Source organism: Pseudomonas sp. LBUM1663, assembly GCF_059695905.1.
Genome location: NZ_CP166792.1, coordinates 387,846 through 403,781 on the forward strand (window position 1 = coordinate 387,846; position 15,936 = coordinate 403,781).

Here is a 15,936-nt window from a genome sequence, read left to right on the forward strand (position 1 = left end):
ACAGTGTGCCAGCGTGCGGGGGCTCTGGCTATCGGCGAACGACCAGATACAAACCGACGGCCACCATGATTCCAGCCGGCCAATGACCCATTTCGCTCAACGGCCCGCCGGCCAGCAGAATTGCGCCGCCCGCCAGGTGAGCGCAGCCGAGCAGGCGCAGGAACCAGTCGTCCTTGCGCTTGTGCCACGGTGGTGGCGGATCGTTGGCGTGGGGCTGGGACATACGTTCGAGCAGGTCACGGGCCATGTTGGCCAGGTGCGGAATTTGTTCGAACTGGCTCTGCACATTGCCGAGCAAGGCTTTGGGGCTGACGCGCTCACGCATCCAGCGTTCGAGGAACGGCTGGGCGGTGTTCCACAGATCGAGATCCGGGTACAGCTGACGACCCAGGCCTTCAATGTTCAGCAAGGTTTTTTGCAGCAACACGAGTTGCGGCTGCACTTCCATGTTGAAGCGTCGAGCGGTCTGGAACAGGCGCATCAGCACCTGACCAAATGAAATATCTTTTAACGGTTTTTCGAAGATCGGCTCGCACACGGTGCGGATCGCTGCCTCGAATTCGTTGAGTTTGGTTTCCGCCGGTACCCAGCCCGAATCGATGTGCAATTGCGCGACGCGCCGGTAGTCACGCTTGAAGAACGCGAACAGGTTACGCGCCAGGTAATCCTGGTCTTCCGGGGTCAGACTGCCGACGATGCCGCAGTCGATCGCAATGTACTGCGGGCTCCACGGGTTGACGGTGCTGACAAAGATGTTGCCGGGGTGCATGTCGGCGTGGAAAAAACTGTCGCGGAACACCTGAGTAAAGAAGATTTCCACACCGCGTTCGGCGAGCATCTTCATGTCGGTGCGCTGGTCGGCCAGGGTCGCGAGGTCGGTGACCTGAATCCCGTAGATACGCTCCATCACCAGCACTTTCGGCCGGCACCAGTCCCAATAGACTTGCGGCACGTAGAGCAATGGCGAGCCTTCAAAGTTGCGCTTCAACTGGCTGGCGTTGGCCGCTTCGCGCAGCAGATCGAGTTCGTCGTAGATGGTTTTTTCGTAGTCCAGAACCACATCCACCGGGTGCAGCAAGCGTGCATCCGCCGAAAGCCTTTCAGCGGCGCGGGCGAGGATGAACAGCCACGCCAGGTCCTGCTTGATGATCGGTTTCAGGCCCGGGCGGATCACTTTGACGACGACTTCTTCGCCGGTCTTCAGTTGTGCGGCGTGCACCTGCGCCACCGACGCCGAGGCCAGCGGTTCGACGTCGAAACGGCTGAACACATCACTGATCTTTTTGCCGAGCTGCTCTTCGATCAGGTTGATCGACACCTGCGAGTCGAACGGCGGCACGCGGTCCTGCAATTTCATCAGCTCATCGGCGATGTCTTCGGGCAGCAGGTCGCGGCGCGTCGAAAGAATCTGCCCGAACTTGATGAAAATCGGTCCCAGGTCCTGCAACGCCAGGCGCAATCGCGCACCGCGGCTCAGGTTCAGCGTCTTGCGCGGGAACCAGCGCCACGGCAACGCATAGCGCAGCGCCAGCAGAAACCAGGGCAGCGGCAGGGCGAACAGCAGGTCATCGAGGCGGTAGCGAATCACAACGCGCTGGATGCGCAACAAACGGCGGACGGCAAGCAGCTTCATGCGTTATCGCTTGGGTCGAGGGATCGGGAAAGGCGCTCGAAACGCGCCTCGAGACGTTCAAGATCAAGTTTGATCTGGTCCAGTTCACTGAATCGGGCTTCGGCTTCGCGCTGACCGACGAGGGTGCGCGATTCTTCGGCCAGGTATTCGCCAAGATTCTGATTCAGGCTGGCGAACCCTTGCTGATAAAAGCGTGCGCGACTGCGCAGGTGGCCGCCGAGCAGTTGCGTGGCGACAGGTCCCAGCCAGCGCGAGAGTTCGTACTCCCAGTCCAGTTCAAGGTCCTGAAGGATCGCCGCCAGTTCCAGCAGCACGCCGCTGTCGCCGTCGAGTTCGACTTCAGGAGCATGCAGGACCGAAGTCTTGTCTTTGCTCACTGCCAGTTTCAGCAGGCTGGAGGCTGGTGCGCGCAACGTGCAGTCGGCGCCTGTTTCCCAGTGGGAAGCCAGCATCAAGCCTTCGTCGCTGGGCAGGATGAAGACTTGCAGCGCCGGGCTGCGGCAATCGATGGCAATCACCTTGCCACTCAAATGTGCCAGCCGCGGCAACGCCGTGCTGTCGAGACGCAGCACCCGGTTCAGACCGAGTTCAACGCTGGCGAGCAGGCCGGCCAGCAACATCAGGGTTTGATGCCGCGGTGCAGGGCGACGATGCCTGCGGTCATGTTGTGGTAGGTCACGCGGTCGAAACCGGCCTCGACCATCATCGACTTCAGGGTTTCCTGATTCGGGTGCATGCGGATCGATTCGGCCAGGTAGCGATAGCTTTCCGAGTCGTTGGTGATCAGCTTGCCCATCAACGGCATGAAGGCGAACGAGTAGGCATCGTAGGCTTTGGACATCAGCGCGTTGGTCGGCTTGGAGAACTCCAGCACCAACAAACGGCCACCCGGTTTCAGCACGCGCAGCATCGAGCGCAGGGCGTCTTCTTTGTGCGTCACGTTGCGCAGGCCGAAGGCGATGGTCACGCAGTCGAAATGGTTGTCCGGGAACGGCAGCTTTTCAGCGTCGGCCTGAACGAACTCGACGTTGCCGGCGACACCCAGATCCAGCAAGCGGTCGCGACCGACCTTGAGCATGGATTCGTTGATGTCGGCCAACACCACCTGGCCGGTCGGGCCCACGAGGTGCGAGAACTTTTTGGTCAGGTCGCCCGTACCGCCGGCGATGTCCAGCACGCGGTTACCGGTGCGAACACCCGACAGCTCGATCGCAAAACGCTTCCACAGACGGTGCATGCCGCCCGACAGGAGGTCGTTCATCAAGTCGTACTTGGCGGCTACCGAGTGGAAAACCTCAGCGACTTTTTCCGCTTTCTGGCTTTCCGGAACGTTTTTGAAGCCGAAGTGAGTGGTGGGTTCGGCATCGCTGCCTTTGCGCTGATCAGTCATATCGCTGTCACCAAAAGAGAATGCGGGACATTCTAATCCCGGTGGCCTGCTTTGTCTTGGCAAGGCTGAAGGTAAGATAGGCAACCACCGGGACGTTTTGCCGCAGCAGCGGTCAAGATCTTCAGGAAAGCATTCATAAAGCAGGAGTCATTCGATGGCCCGTATTAGTGTTGAGCGTGCCCACGGCCTGGGCAAGGAAGCGGCCCGCGAGAAGGCCGACCAGTTGGCGCAGAAACTGTCCGATCAATATGGCCTGGAGCCGCAGTGGTCCGGCGATGTCCTGAACCTCAAGCGCTCCGGCGTGAAAGGCGCGGTGCATGTCGGTGAAGATTCGATCCGCGTCGATGTGGAGTTGGGCCTGATGATGTCGGCCATGAGCGGCATGATTAAATCGGAAATCGAAAAGGCCCTTGATAAGGCCCTGGTCTGATTTCGAATTGAGGCCCCTGTGGGAGCTAGCCTGCTAGCGATAGCGGTTCATCAGTCAACAACAATGTCGACGGATAAATCGCTATCGCCAGCAGGCTGGCTCCCACATTTGTTTTGTGGTGTGCCCGAAGTTTTATGTCGGTTGTTAGGGTGCCGTTTCTAATTTTTCTCCCTACTTTGTGCCTGAGCCCGACACTTTCGCGGGCAGTTCCTCAAACCTTCTGCGCGTGAGGTGCACCATGGCCAAAGTTATTCTGAAGAAAAAAATCGACGCATCGACTACTGCTCTGGGCGACGTCAAATCCTATGCCCGCAAGATCTGGCTGGCAGGCCTGGGGGCCTACACCAAGGTCGGTCAAGAGGGCAGCGAGTACTTTCAAGAGTTGATCAAGGCGGGTCAAACTGTTGAAACCAAAGGCAAAAAAGTAGTTGCCGAGAAACTTGAAGCGGCTAACTCAGAGATCGACGAAGCCAAGAGTGAAGTGAGCACTTTCAAAGCCAAGGTCGAAGTTCAACTCGACAAGGTCGAGAAGGCTTTTGACTCGCGTGTCGCAAGTGCCTTGAATCGTATCGGCATTCCGTCTAAACATGACGTTGAGACACTCTCTGCTAAGCTCGATGAGCTGACGGCATTGCTCGAACGCGTCGCGCGTAAATCTTAAGGAGAACGGGATGGCTGGTAAAAAGAACACCGAAAAAGAAGGCAGCTCGTGGATCGGGAAAGTCGAAGACTACTCCCGCAAAATCTGGCTGGCTGGTTTAGGCGTGTACTCGAAGATCGACACTGACGGCAGCAAACTCTTCGATACATTGGTTAAAGACGGCGAGAAAGCCGAGAAGCTCACCAAGAGCGCAGTCGGCAAGAAAGTCGATGACGTCAAGGATTCCGCTTCGTCGGCCAAGTCGCGTATCAGCGGCGTGAAAGATCGTGCGCTGGGCAAGTGGGATGAGCTGGAAGGGGCTTTCGACAAGCGCCTGAACAGCGCCATTTCGCGCCTGGGTGTACCAAGCCGCAATGAAGTGAAAGCGCTGCACAGCAAGGTCGATACCTTGACCAAGCAACTGGAAAAACTCACCGGTGAGAAAGCCAGGCCTGTTGCGGCGAAAACTGCAGCGGCCAAACCTGCGGCAGCTAAACCAGCAGCTAAACCAGCAGCCAAAAGCGCTGCCAAGCCACTGGCCAAAGCCGCCGCTAAACCGGTCGCCAAAGCCGCGTCGAAAGTCGCGTCCGCAGCCAAGTCCGCTACCAAAACTGCTGCCGCTAAACCTGCTGCAGCCAAGGCAGCGGTCAAATCGGTTGCTGCCAAAGCTGCCGCCAAACCAGCGGCAAAACCGGCTGCCAAAACTGCAGCAGCCAAACCGGCAGCCAAGCCAGCGGCAAAACCTGCCGCAGCGAAGAAGCCAGCAGTGAAAAAGCCGGCCGCGCCTAAGGCTGCCGCGCCAAAACCAGCAGTGGCTGCCGCCAAACCGGCAACCCCGGTCAGCACGTCGAACTCCGCTGCTGCACCGACCCCTGCTGTAACCCCGACTGCCGCGCCAGCTCCATCGACGCCAACCAGTCAGTCCTGATTTTCAGGGCTCAAGAAAACGCCCGGCCTGCAAAGGTCGGGCGTTTTTGTTTGTGCACGGTTCTGCACTCACTGCGGCCCCCTGTGGGAGCTAGCCTGCTAGCTCCCACAGGGGCAGCGGTGTTCAGGGGTTAGTCGTGTTCTTCCAGGTATTGCAGCGCCAAGTGCTCGGTCGCCACTTTGATCGGCGGCAGCAAATGCGGCGCCACCAGCATCATGATCTGATACACCACCAACCTGACTTCACCCTCGCGATCAAGAATCCGCTGATAGTCCAGCGAGAACAGCAGCGTCATGGTGATCTGCTCCACCAACTGCCCCAGTGCTTGAGTGTCACTGACCAACTGCCCTTGGGCCTTCAATCGCGCCAGCAATGAAGCCAGCGTGCGCTTCAGTGCATTGAGCAGATTGCGGATGCCCTTGGCCAGTTTCGGCAGGCGCCCGGCCAGGTTCGACAGGTCCTGGAACAGAAACCGGTAATGGGCCAGTCGCTCGACGATCAAGTGCAGGAACAGCCAGTAATCCTCCGGTGCCAGTTCCACATCGGCCGGAGGATCAAGCAGTGGCGCAAGCTCGGCCTGGAAACGCTCGAACAAACCGAGAATCAACGGTTCCTTGCCGTGAAAGTGGTAGTAGAGGTTGCCCGGGCTGATGCCCATTTCGTTGGCAACTTCCATGGTGGAAACGTTCGGTTCACCCTTCTGATTGAACAATTGCAGGGCACATTCGAGGATCCGGTCGCGGGTTTTCATCCAGTCTTCTTAATGGTCGAGTCATGCCACGGCAGGCGTGTGCCGTGGTTCGTTGTCAGTCAGCGCACACGCACGTATGTACCGGGTGCCGCCTCCATCGGTGGATAGTTTTGATTGCCGAGGGCCATGTGGGTTTCTTTTTGCGCCCCCGAGCGTTCCTGAATCCAGGTCAGCCATTGGGTCCACCAACTGCCGTCGACTTGCTTGGCGTCGTAATACCACGCCCGTGGGTCGCTGCTCAGTTTCGCGCTCTCGACGAAGTTGGCTTTCGGGTTGCTCGGCGGGTTGAGGATGCTCTGCACATGACCGCTGTTGGACAGTACGAAGCGTCGCTCGCCGCCCAGCAGCAGCGTCGAGCGATACACCGCGTCCCACGGCGTGATGTGGTCGTTGATGCCGGCCACGCTGAAGCTATCGACCGTGACTTTCTGCAAGTCGATCGGCGTGCCGCACACTTCCAGGCCGCCCGGATGACTCAGTGGGTTGTGCTTGAAGAAGTCCAGCAGGTCGCCATGCAAGGCTGCCGGCAACCGGGTGTTGTCGTTGTTCCAGTAGAGGATGTCGAAGGCCGGCGGCTCCTTGCCCAGCAGGTAGTTGTTGACGAAATAGCTCCAGATCAAATCATTGGGGCGCATCCAGGCGAACACCTTGGCCATGTCGCGGCCGTCCAGCACACCTTTCTGATAGGAGTGGCGCTTGGCTGCTTCCAGGGTCTGTTCGTCAGCGAAAAGAGTCGCCGGAGAGTCCATCTGACTGTCGAGCAGGCTCACCAGATACGTCGCGCTTGACACCCGCCGCAGTTGTCGCTTGGCCTGCAAGTGGCCTTGTAGCGCGGCGATGGTCAGCCCACCGGCGCAAGCGCCCATCAAGTTCACTTCGCGAGCGCCGGTGATTGCCCGGCAAACGTTCATCGCTTCTTCCACCGCTTCGACGTAGGTCGACAGACCCCATTCACGGTGCCGCACATCCGGGTTGCGCCAGCTGATCATGAAGGTCTGCAGGCCGTTTTTCAGGGCGAACTGGACGAAGCTGTTATGCGGGCTCAGGTCGAAAATGTAGTACTTGTTGATCTGCGGCGGCACCACCAGCAGCGGTTTTGAATACTGCTTTTCGCTCATCGGCTTGTACTGGATCAGTTCCAGCAGCTCGTTGCGAAACACCACGGAGCCCGTGGTGGTGGCGACTGTTTTTCCGACCTCGAACGCTTGCTTGGTGACTTGTCTGGGCAGGCCGTCGTTGTGCAGGAAATCGTCGACCAGATGGCTGATGCCACGCACCAGGCTGTTGCCGCCGGAATTGAAGATTTCCTTGATCGCCAGCGGATTGAGCAGGGTGTTGGACGGCGCCACGGCGTCGTTGAGCAAGGCAAAGGCGAAGTGCGCGCGTGCACGATCGTCAGGGGGCATTCCGCTCTCGTCGATCCAGCTTTTGACCTGTTTCTGCCAGCTCAGGTAGGCCTGCAAGCTGCGGCGATAAAACGGGTTGAGGCTCCACGCCGGGTCGGAAAAGCGACTGTCTTGCGGATTGGTCGGATGCAGCGTTTCACCCAGCAGTACCCGGCCCAGCTGACCGCCCAGTTTCAAGGCGTGGCGGGCGCTGTGCACCGGGTTGCGCAAGCCATGGGCGGCAACGCTGCGCAGGGTCGACAACAGATCCCGGCCACGCAGGCCGGTGATCGCACTCTGTGCGTTGATGAACGCGGCGGGAGTGGGCAAAAAGTCCCTTGCTGGTTTTTCGCGCATGAATCAACACTCCTTCGTCTTTCAGGCCAAATACAAACACATCGAACCAGAACACCATAGACGCTGTTACGGGTTGTTGCGCGGTGCGGCGTCCTGCCGACCGACAATGGGCCGGTTAACCGCCCAATGGCGCCGGATGCGGATGCATCACGGCGCGCTGACGTTCCTCCTCGAGGAATTTCATGATGATCGGTGCCACCGCTTCGGCGCGGGTTATCAGGAACAGATGTCCGTCATCGATGATGTGCAACTGTGCGTTGGGGATTCGCCAGGCCAGCACGCGCATGTTAATCAGCGGGATCAGGGGATCGTCGTCGCCGGCCAGTACCAGCGTCGGCTGGTTGATCTTGTGCAGCCAGTGAATGCTGGTCCAGCCAAGCCCGGCGAACAGCTGCCAGTAGTAACCGAGCTTGCCTGCCGAACGGACCTTTGCCGCATGGCTGGCCGCCAGGGTCGGATCGCGACGGAACGAGCCGCCGTAGATCATCGGCGCAATGCGGATCACGTGAGACGGCTGGATGTAGCGCCGTGGGCTGGCCATCATCCACAACACTTTCGGCTTGCCCGGCACCATCACTGCGCCGGCCGCCGTGGCCGCCAGCACGAGTTTCTTGCAGCGCTCGGGATAGTCGTAGGCGAACTGCTGGGCGAGGGCACCTCCCCAGGAAACGCCGATGACGTTGACTTGCCCGTAGTCGAGATAGTCGAGCATCCGCGCCGTGAGTTTCGCCAGGCCCGGAAAACGGTACGGCCGATTCGGCGTCGACGAACCGCCGACACCGGGGACGTCGAAGGCGATGACTTCCAGGTCCGGGTCCAGCGCCGCGACAAACGGAAACACCAGCTCCAGGTTGGCGCCGATGCCGTTGAAAATCAGCAAGGGCGTCAAGTGAGGCTTGCCGGGGCGTACCGCCGTGCGGAGGGTCTGGCCATCCAGGTCGACGGTACGGAATATGAACGGTTGCGGCATGCTTCAGGCCCTGTGGGTTAATTCATCCCCGATCCCCTGTAGGAGCGAGTCTTTGTGGCGAGGGGATTTATCCCCGTTGGGTGGCGAAGCCGCCCCAAATCCTGCGCACTCGGTGTATCAATTACACCGAGTGCGTTGGTTTTGCGACTGCTACGCAGTCGAACGGGGATAAATCCCCTCGCCACAAAGCCCGCTCCCACAGTGAGGTGGGGTGTGTCGGTTACCGCTCGTGTACGTAAGTGCCTGGCGCCGCCTCGCCTGCCGGGTAAGCTTTGTTGCCCAGGCTCGCCGGGGATTTCTTCAGCTTGCCCGAACGCTCGGCCTGCCAGGCCTGCCAGTGCAGCCACCAGGAGTCAGTGTGCTTGGTGGAGTTCTCTTGCCATTCTTCGGCTTTGACCGGCATTTCGGTGCTGGTCATGTAGCGCGATTTCGGGTTGCCCGGCGGGTTCAGAATGCTCTGGATGTGTCCGCTGCTGGACAGCACGAACTCGACCTTGCCGCCAAACAACTGCGCCGACTTGTAGCAGGACTTCCACGGGGTGATGTGGTCGTTGGTGCCGGCCAGGGAAAAGATGTCGGCCGTGACCTGCTTCAGGTCGATCGGCGTGCCGCACACTTCCAGTGCATCGGCACGGATCAGTGGGTTGCTTTTGAACATTTCGATCAGGTCGCCGTGGAACGCAGCGGGCAACCGGGTGGTGTCGTTGTTCCAGAACAGGATGTCGAACACCGGCGGCTCGTTGCCGAGCAGGTAGTTGTTGACCCAGTAGTTCCAGATCAAATCGTTGGGGCGCATCCAGGCGAAGACTTTCGCCATGTCGCGGCCTTCCAGCACACCGGCCTGATAGGAATGGCGCTTGGCGGCTTCGAGGGTCTGCTCGTCGACGAACAAGGCCACGTCGCTGTCCAGGGTCGTATCCAGCACGCTGACCAGCAGGGTGAGGGCGTTGACCTTCTTCTCCCCGATCGCGGCGTAATGGCCCAGCAGCGCAGTGCAGGTGATGCCGCCGGAGCAGGCGCCGAGCATGTTGATGTCTTTGCTGCCGGTGATCGCGGTGACCACGTCGACCGCTTCCTTGAGCGCTTCGATATAGGTCGACAGACCCCACTCGCGCTGCTCCTTGGTCGGATTGCGCCAGCTGACGATGAACGTCTGTACGTGATTGCGCAGGCAGAACCGCGCCAGACTCTTGTCCGGGCTCAGGTCAAATACATAGAACTTGTTGATCTGCGGCGGCACCACCAGCAATGGGCGCTCGTGCACCTGCTCGGTGGTCGGGCGGTACTGGATCAATTCCAGCACGTCATTGCGGAACACCACCGCGCCTTCGGTCACGCCCAGGCTCTTGCCGACTTCGAACGCGCCCATGTTGACCTGGCTCGGCATGCCGCCGTTGTGTACCAGATCCTTGGCCAGGTGCGAGAGGCCGTCGAGCAGGCTTTTGCCGCCGGTCTCGAAGAAACGTTTGACCGCCGCCGGGTTGGCCGCACTGTTGGTCGGGGCCATGGCTTCGGTCATGAGGTTGATCACGAAATGCCCGCGACTGACGTCTTTGGGCGGCAGATTGCTGTCGTCGATCCAGTCGTGGAGTTCCTTGCGCCACGCCAGGTAAGTTTGCAGATAACGTTTGTAGAGCGGGTTCTGGCTCCAGGCCGGATCGGCGAAGCGACGGTCATCGCTGGTAGGTTGAAGCTCGGATTTGCCGAACAACACGTTCTTCAATTCAAGGCCGAAATGGGCGACATGCCTGGCACTGTGGATCGGTTGTTTGATGGCCTGCCTGAGCACCATTCGAGCAGACGCCAGTAGATCCTTTCCACGCAGCCCAACGACAGGATTCAGCCCCAAGGTGTTTTCCGAGGCTTGATACTTCAAGTCATCGTTATTCTTGTTACTCATCTACGACGCTCCATTGTCCTGAGACGAGTACCAGGGTCCAGCCGTGTCATCACACAGCCAATGCCAGGTACTTCTGCTCGGGTGACCGTTAATTCTGCATCGCTGCTTTTTACGGCAGAGAGCACTGCAGGGAACTTGCCAGCTCCATTGGTTACCCGAGTTTAATTTTTTTCGCAAGCGGGCCAATCATTGACCCAGGAGCGGAGCATTCAAACAGATGGAATTAGAAAATGCCCTCTAAAGAGCAAGAAGGCTGACCTAGAGCATCAGCTTGACGATGGATTCGTTCGGATCGCGGGTTTTTCCGGCAGCTTTCAGCTCAGCAAGATAATCGTTCCAAAGGTCCTCCTGACGCACGCCCAGCTGGTACAGATATTCCCAGGTGAACAGGCCGCTGTCGTGGCCGTCGTCAAAGGTCAATTTCAGTGCGTACTGACCGGCCGGTTCTACCTTGGTCAGGCCTACGCCGATCTTGCCAAATTGCAGGATAGGTTTGCCGTGGCCCTGGACCTCGGCGGAAGGAGAGTGCACGCGAAGGAACTCGGCGGGCAGGTGATGTTCCTCGCCAGACGCGTATTTCAGCGACAGGGTTTTCGAGGCTTTGTGCAGTTTGATGTCGGTGGGGAGTTGGGTCGTCATGGGGCCGGTCGTCCGTCTTGGTGAAGGCCCTGTGTCGGCGGGTGATCCTGTGGCGAGGGAGCTTGCTCCCGCTCGGCTGCGCAGCAGTCGTAAATTCGGTTAATGCGGTCTCGCGGTCAAACCGCATTTGCCGATTTTGGGGTCGCTTCGCAACCCAGCGGGAGCAAGCTCCCTCGCCAAAGAAGCCCGCTCACACAGTAGGAGGCCTACAGGATATAACGGGACAGGTCTTCGTTCTGCGCCAATTCGCCGAGGTGGCTGTTGACGTAATCGGCGTCGATCAGGATCACCTTGTCGTCGTGGGCGCTGGCCAGGTCGCCGGCGCTGAACGACACCTCTTCAAGCAGACGCTCGAGCAAAGTGTGCAGGCGACGGGCACCGATGTTCTCGGTCTTCTCGTTGACCTGCCAGGCGATCTCGGCGATACGCTTGATACCGTCCGGCTGGAACTCAATGACCAGGCCTTCGGTTTTCAGCAAGGCGCAATACTGCTCGGTAAGCGAGGCGTGTGGCTCGCTGAGGATGCGCTCGAAGTCTTCCGGCGTAAGTGCCTTCAGCTCGACACGAATCGGCAGACGACCTTGCAGCTCAGGCACCAGGTCGCTCGGCTTGCTCAGGTGGAACGCACCGGAAGCGATGAACAGGATGTGGTCGGTCTTGACCATGCCCAGCTTGGTGTTGACGGTGCAGCCTTCGATCAGCGGCAGCAAGTCGCGCTGCACGCCCTCCCGGGATACGTCTACGCCACCGGAGTTACCGCGCTTGGCGACCTTGTCGATTTCGTCGATGAACACGATGCCGTGCTGCTCGACAGCCTCCAGGGCCTTAGCCTTCAACTCTTCGTCGTTGACCAGACGGCCGGCTTCCTCGTCACGCACCAGTTTCAGCGCTTCCTTGACCTTGATCTTGCGGCTTTTCTTTTTGCCCTTGCCCATGTTGGCGAACAGGCTTTGCAACTGGTTGGTCATTTCTTCCATGCCCGGTGGCGCGGAGATATCGACGCCGGCCATTTCGGCGACTTCGATTTCGATCTCCTTGTCATCCAGCTGGCCTTCGCGCAGGCGCTTGCGGAACAGCTGGCGGGTGTTGGAGTCGGCCGACGGGGCGTCGTCATTGTTGAAGCCCATCCGTGCCGGTGGCAGCAAGGCGTCGAGGATGCGTTCCTCGGCGGCGTCTTCGGCGCGGTGGCGAACCTTGGTCATTTCCTGTTCGCGCAGCAGCTTGATCGCCGCGTCAGCCAGGTCACGAATGATCGATTCGACATCGCGACCGACGTAGCCGACTTCGGTGAACTTGGTGGCTTCGACTTTGATGAACGGCGCATTGGCGAGCTTGGCCAGGCGACGGGCGATTTCGGTTTTACCGACACCGGTCGGGCCGATCATCAAGATGTTCTTTGGCGTTACTTCAACGCGCAGCTCTTCGGGCAGCTGCATCCGGCGCCAGCGGTTACGCAGCGCGATGGCGACGGCGCGCTTGGCATCGTCCTGGCCGATGATGTGGCGATTGAGTTCGTGGACGATTTCACGGGGAGTCATGGACATAGTAGTTGGCGGTCCTCAAGCAAAAGTGAGCCGTGGCACTAAGGCCGGAACAGGCTTACTCGGCGAGGTCCTGCTCCTCAATGGTGAAGGTGTGGTTGGTGAATACGCAGATGTCGCCGGCGATACCGAGCGCGGTTTCGACGATTTCCCGGGCCGACAGATCGGTTTTCTTCAGCAGCGCGCTGGCGGCGGCCTGGGCGTAACCGCCACCGGAACCCATGGCGATCAGGCCTTCTTCGGGTTCGACCACGTCGCCGTTGCCGGTGATGATCAGGGAGGCGTCTTTGTTCGCGACGGCGAGCATGGCTTCGAGGCGGCTGAGGGAGCGGTCAGTGCGCCATTCTTTGGCGAGTTCGACAGCGGCGCGAACCAGGTGGCCCTGATGTTTCTCAAGCTGGCCTTCGAAACGCTCGAAGAGGGTGAATGCGTCAGCGGTGGCCCCGGCAAAACCAGCGATTACCTGGCCGTGGTACAGGCGACGAACTTTCTTCGCGTTGCCTTTCATCACGGTATTGCCGAGAGAAACCTGGCCGTCGCCGCCCATGACGACTTTGCCGTGGCGGCGAACTGAAACGATGGTGGTCAAGGGAGAGTCTCCACGCAGCGGGGCGAAAATGCCTTATGCCAACTCATATGGGGGTGGTGGAGCGTTTTTCAACTGCGGGACTTGGCGGGGGACGAGCGGTGTTTTATTTGCGAAGGAGGGTGAAAGTGAACCTGTGGCGAGGGAGCTTGCTCCCGCTGGAGTGCGCAGCGCTCCCAAATCCGGCCATCGCGATCCGCCAAACTGACCGCGATGGCCGGATTTACGACTGCTTCGCAGCCGAGCGGGAGCAAGCTCCCTCGCCACAAAAGCAGGTTGTGACGGGATCAGCGGTTCTGGCGTTGTTGTAACAACAGGTTGCTGAAGCCGGCGCCGGACAGTTGTTTCTGCGCCGTGGTCAGCTGTTCGCGGTTGCTGAACGGCCCGACCAGCACCCGATACCAGGTTTCGTCTTTGACTGTCCCGGATTCAACCGCCACCGCCTGACCCAGCAGGATGATCTGCGCCCGAACCTTGTCCGCATCAGCCTCCTTGCGGAACGAACCGGCCTGGAGGAAGAACTTCGTCACCGGGGCCGCTTTGGACACCGGTGGCGCTGGCGGCGGCGTGATTCCGGCCAGTGCCGCCTGGGCTCGCGCAGTATCAATCTTCGCTGCTTGCTCTGGCGTGACCGGCGTGGTCGGGACTGCCGGCACTTGTGGTGTCGGCAGGGTTTTCTCCGGCACGGCATCCGGCGGCACGATGACTTCCGATTCCGGCAGCAGGGTGTAGAAGTCGTACTTCGGCTTCACCGGTTGCGTCGGGCTCGGCGGGGTCTTGTTGGCCTCGGCGATCTTGGTGGCTTTCTGCTGTTCAATCTTCTCGCGCTTGACGCTCTCGCTGCCCTTGCCCGGTTCCAGTTTCATCAGGAACACGATGAACGCGCCGACCGTCAGGCCGATGGCCATCCACAGCCAGCCCGGGATCGGTTGCTTTGCAGGAGCTTGGTAACGGCTGGCGCCACGCTTGGGTGCAGGTTTTTTCTTGGCAGCCAACTTACATACGCTCCAGAGTTTCCAGACCCAAGAGTTCCAGGCCTTGCTTGAGAGTGCGGCCGGTCAGCGCGGCGAGGCGCAGGCGGCTCTGCATTTGCGCCGGGGAGTCGGCGCTGAGGATCGGGCAATTCTCGTAGAAACTGGAGAACAGGCCGGCGACATCGTACAGGTAGGTGCACAGGATGTGCGGCGTGCCTTTATCGCACACGTTGTTCAGCACTTCGCCAAATTGAGCGAGCTTGGCTGCCAATTCGTGTTCGTGCGCCGCTTCGAGAACGATCTGGCCCTCGACTTCACTGAAATCCTTGCCAAGCTTGCGGAACACACCGGCCACGCGGGTGTAGGCGTACAGCAGGTATGGCGCAGTGTTGCCTTCGAAGTTCAGCATCTGGTCGAAGTTGAAGCTGTAGTCGCTGGTGCGGTGCTTGGACAGGTCGGCGTATTTCACCGCGCCAATGCCCACGACCCTGGCGATGTTGCGCAATTCGTCTTCGGCCAGCTCCGGGTTCTTGTCTTTCACCAGGGTGTAGGCGCGTTCCTGGGCTTCGGTCAGCAGGTCGATCAGCTTCACGGTGCCGCCATCACGGGTCTTGAACGGACGACCGTCGGCGCCGTTCATGGTGCCGAAGCCCATGTGTTCCATTTCCATCGGGTGCGTCACGAAGCCGGCCTTGCGGGCGACCGCGAACACTTGCTGGAAGTGCAGCGCTTGACGCTGGTCGACGAAATACAGTGCGCGGTCAGCCTTGAGCTTGCCGCTGCGATAACGCACGGCCGCCAGGTCGGTGGTGGCGTAGAGGTAGCCGCCATCGGCCTTGACGATAATCACCGGCAGCGGGTCGCCGTCGGCGTTCTTGAATTCGTCGAGGAACACGCACTGCGCGCCATTGCTCTCGACCAGCAGGCCGGCGGCCTTGAGGTCGTTGACCACGTTGATCAGGTCGTCGTTGTAGGCGCTTTCGCCCATCACGTCGGCCATGGTCAGTTTGACGTTCAGCAGTTCGTAGATTTTCTGGCAGTGCGACAGCGAGATGTCCTTGAACTTGGTCCACAGCGCCAGGCAATCCGGGTCGCCGGCTTGCAGCTTGACCACCAGGCCACGGGCACGATCGGCGAACTCTTCCGATTCGTCGAAGCGTTTCTTCGCTGCGCGGTAGAAGTTTTCCAGGTCGGACAGCTCATCGCTGGTGATCGGGTTTTCTTGCAGGTAGGCCATCAGCATGCCGAACTGGGTGCCCCAGTCGCCGACGTGGTTCTGACGGACGACGTCGTCGCCGAGAAACTCCAGAACGCGTGCCACGCCATCGCCGATGATGGTCGAGCGCAAGTGGCCGACGTGCATCTCTTTGGCCAGATTCGGGGCCGACAGGTCGACGACGGTGCGTTGCACCGGGCCAGCCTTGCGCACGCCGATGCGGTCGTCGGCGAGGGCGGCATCCAGGCGAGTGGCCAGGGCATCAGTGTTCTGGAAGAAATTCAGGAAGCCCGGGCCGGCGATTTCGGTCTTGGTGACGTTTTCATCGACCGGCAGCGCGGCGATGATTTTCTCTGCCAGGTCGCGCGGCTTCATGCCGGCCGGTTTGGCCAGCATCATGGCGATGTTGCTGGCGAAGTCGCCGTTCTTCTTGTCACGGGAGTTTTCCACCTGGATCGCCGGCGACAGGCCTTCAGGCAACACACCTTCGTTGACGAGTTGGGTGATGGCTTGTTGGATCAGCTGGCGAATGGTGTCTTTCATGGTGTTCTCTTTCGACCGCAAGCGCGGCGGCGCTTCGATGCGCTAGTGGAAAA

General features: G+C 59.9%; 15 protein-coding genes. 3 read left to right on the plus strand and 12 right to left on the minus strand.

All coding sequences use genetic code 11. The features are described 5' to 3' along the window. Nucleotides 1-28: 28 nt before the first annotated feature. Genes ubiB through ubiE form a run of 3 tightly spaced genes read right to left on the minus strand, consistent with a single transcriptional unit; the run spans nt 29 to nt 3,023 of the window. Complete coding sequence (gene ubiB / locus ACA075_RS01815; protein WP_497297042.1) at nt 29-1,633, minus strand: ubiquinone biosynthesis regulatory protein kinase UbiB; 1,605 nt, start codon at nt 1,631-1,633, stop codon at nt 29-31. Then, complete coding sequence (locus tag ACA075_RS01820) at nt 1,630-2,253, minus strand: ubiquinone biosynthesis accessory factor UbiJ (RefSeq protein ID WP_497297043.1); 624 nt, start codon at nt 2,251-2,253, stop codon at nt 1,630-1,632. Before ACA075_RS01820 ends, ubiB begins: the two co-directional genes overlap by 4 nt. Then, on the minus strand, nt 2,253-3,023 hold the full coding sequence (ubiE, locus tag ACA075_RS01825; RefSeq protein ID WP_007948968.1) for a bifunctional demethylmenaquinone methyltransferase/2-methoxy-6-polyprenyl-1,4-benzoquinol methylase UbiE: 771 nt from the start codon (nt 3,021-3,023) through the stop codon (nt 2,253-2,255). Before ubiE ends, ACA075_RS01820 begins: the two co-directional genes overlap by 1 nt. Nucleotides 3,024-3,177: 154 nt before the next feature. Here ubiE and ACA075_RS01830 point away from each other — a divergent pair, with 154 nt between their 5' ends. The 3 genes from ACA075_RS01830 (at nt 3,178) to ACA075_RS01840 (ending at nt 5,021) form a co-directional block, all read left to right on the plus strand. Continuing rightward, nucleotides 3,178-3,453: a polyhydroxyalkanoic acid system family protein gene (locus tag ACA075_RS01830; RefSeq protein WP_497297044.1), complete on the plus strand. Its 276-nt coding sequence runs from the start codon at nt 3,178-3,180 to the stop codon at nt 3,451-3,453. Between the two features lie 238 nt (nt 3,454-3,691). Then, nucleotides 3,692-4,114, plus strand: a complete 423-nt coding sequence (locus ACA075_RS01835) for a phasin family protein (protein WP_219093384.1) — start codon at nt 3,692-3,694, stop codon at nt 4,112-4,114. A 10-nt stretch (nt 4,115-4,124) separates the two neighbouring features. Beyond that, nucleotides 4,125-5,021, plus strand: a complete 897-nt coding sequence (locus ACA075_RS01840; protein ID WP_497297045.1) for a phasin family protein — start codon at nt 4,125-4,127, stop codon at nt 5,019-5,021. Between the two features lie 130 nt (nt 5,022-5,151). Here the strand turns inward: ACA075_RS01840 and ACA075_RS01845 are convergent, their stop codons facing one another. The 9 genes from ACA075_RS01845 to argS form a co-directional block, all read right to left on the minus strand. Beyond that, nucleotides 5,152-5,772, minus strand: a complete 621-nt coding sequence (locus tag ACA075_RS01845) for a TetR/AcrR family transcriptional regulator (protein ID WP_219093389.1) — start codon at nt 5,770-5,772, stop codon at nt 5,152-5,154. A 59-nt stretch (nt 5,773-5,831) separates the two neighbouring features. Beyond that, a complete protein-coding gene (phaC, locus tag ACA075_RS01850; RefSeq protein ID WP_497297046.1) occupies nt 5,832-7,514 on the minus strand; it encodes a class II poly(R)-hydroxyalkanoic acid synthase in 1,683 nt (560 codons plus the stop codon). 115 nt (nt 7,515-7,629) lie between these two features. After that, nucleotides 7,630-8,484, minus strand: a complete 855-nt coding sequence (phaZ, locus tag ACA075_RS01855; RefSeq protein ID WP_219093393.1) for a poly(3-hydroxyalkanoate) depolymerase — start codon at nt 8,482-8,484, stop codon at nt 7,630-7,632. A 220-nt stretch (nt 8,485-8,704) separates the two neighbouring features. Then, the gene (gene phaC, locus ACA075_RS01860; RefSeq protein WP_219093396.1) at nt 8,705-10,384 is read right to left on the minus strand and encodes a class II poly(R)-hydroxyalkanoic acid synthase; all 1,680 of its coding nucleotides are present in this window, start codon (nt 10,382-10,384) and stop codon (nt 8,705-8,707) included. Between the two features lie 258 nt (nt 10,385-10,642). Beyond that, nucleotides 10,643-11,023: a gamma-butyrobetaine hydroxylase family protein gene (locus ACA075_RS01865; protein ID WP_033055352.1), complete on the minus strand. Its 381-nt coding sequence runs from the start codon at nt 11,021-11,023 to the stop codon at nt 10,643-10,645. 206 nt (nt 11,024-11,229) lie between these two features. Continuing rightward, nucleotides 11,230-12,567, minus strand: coding sequence for an ATP-dependent protease ATPase subunit HslU (gene hslU, locus ACA075_RS01870; protein ID WP_497297047.1), 1,338 nt, complete (start codon nt 12,565-12,567; stop codon nt 11,230-11,232). Between the two features lie 55 nt (nt 12,568-12,622). Further along, nucleotides 12,623-13,153 (minus strand): ATP-dependent protease subunit HslV, encoded by a 531-nt coding sequence (gene hslV / locus ACA075_RS01875; protein ID WP_007899242.1) that lies wholly within the window; start codon nt 13,151-13,153, stop codon nt 12,623-12,625. 284 nt (nt 13,154-13,437) lie between these two features. Beyond that, on the minus strand, nt 13,438-14,145 hold the full coding sequence (locus tag ACA075_RS01880) for an SPOR domain-containing protein (protein ID WP_219093402.1): 708 nt from the start codon (nt 14,143-14,145) through the stop codon (nt 13,438-13,440). Between the two features lies 1 nt (nt 14,146). Continuing rightward, nucleotides 14,147-15,883 carry an arginine--tRNA ligase gene (argS, locus tag ACA075_RS01885; protein ID WP_497297048.1) on the minus strand — a complete coding sequence of 579 codons (1,737 nt, stop codon included), beginning with the start codon at nt 15,881-15,883 and terminating at the stop codon, nt 14,147-14,149. Nucleotides 15,884-15,936: the final 53 nt, after the last annotated feature.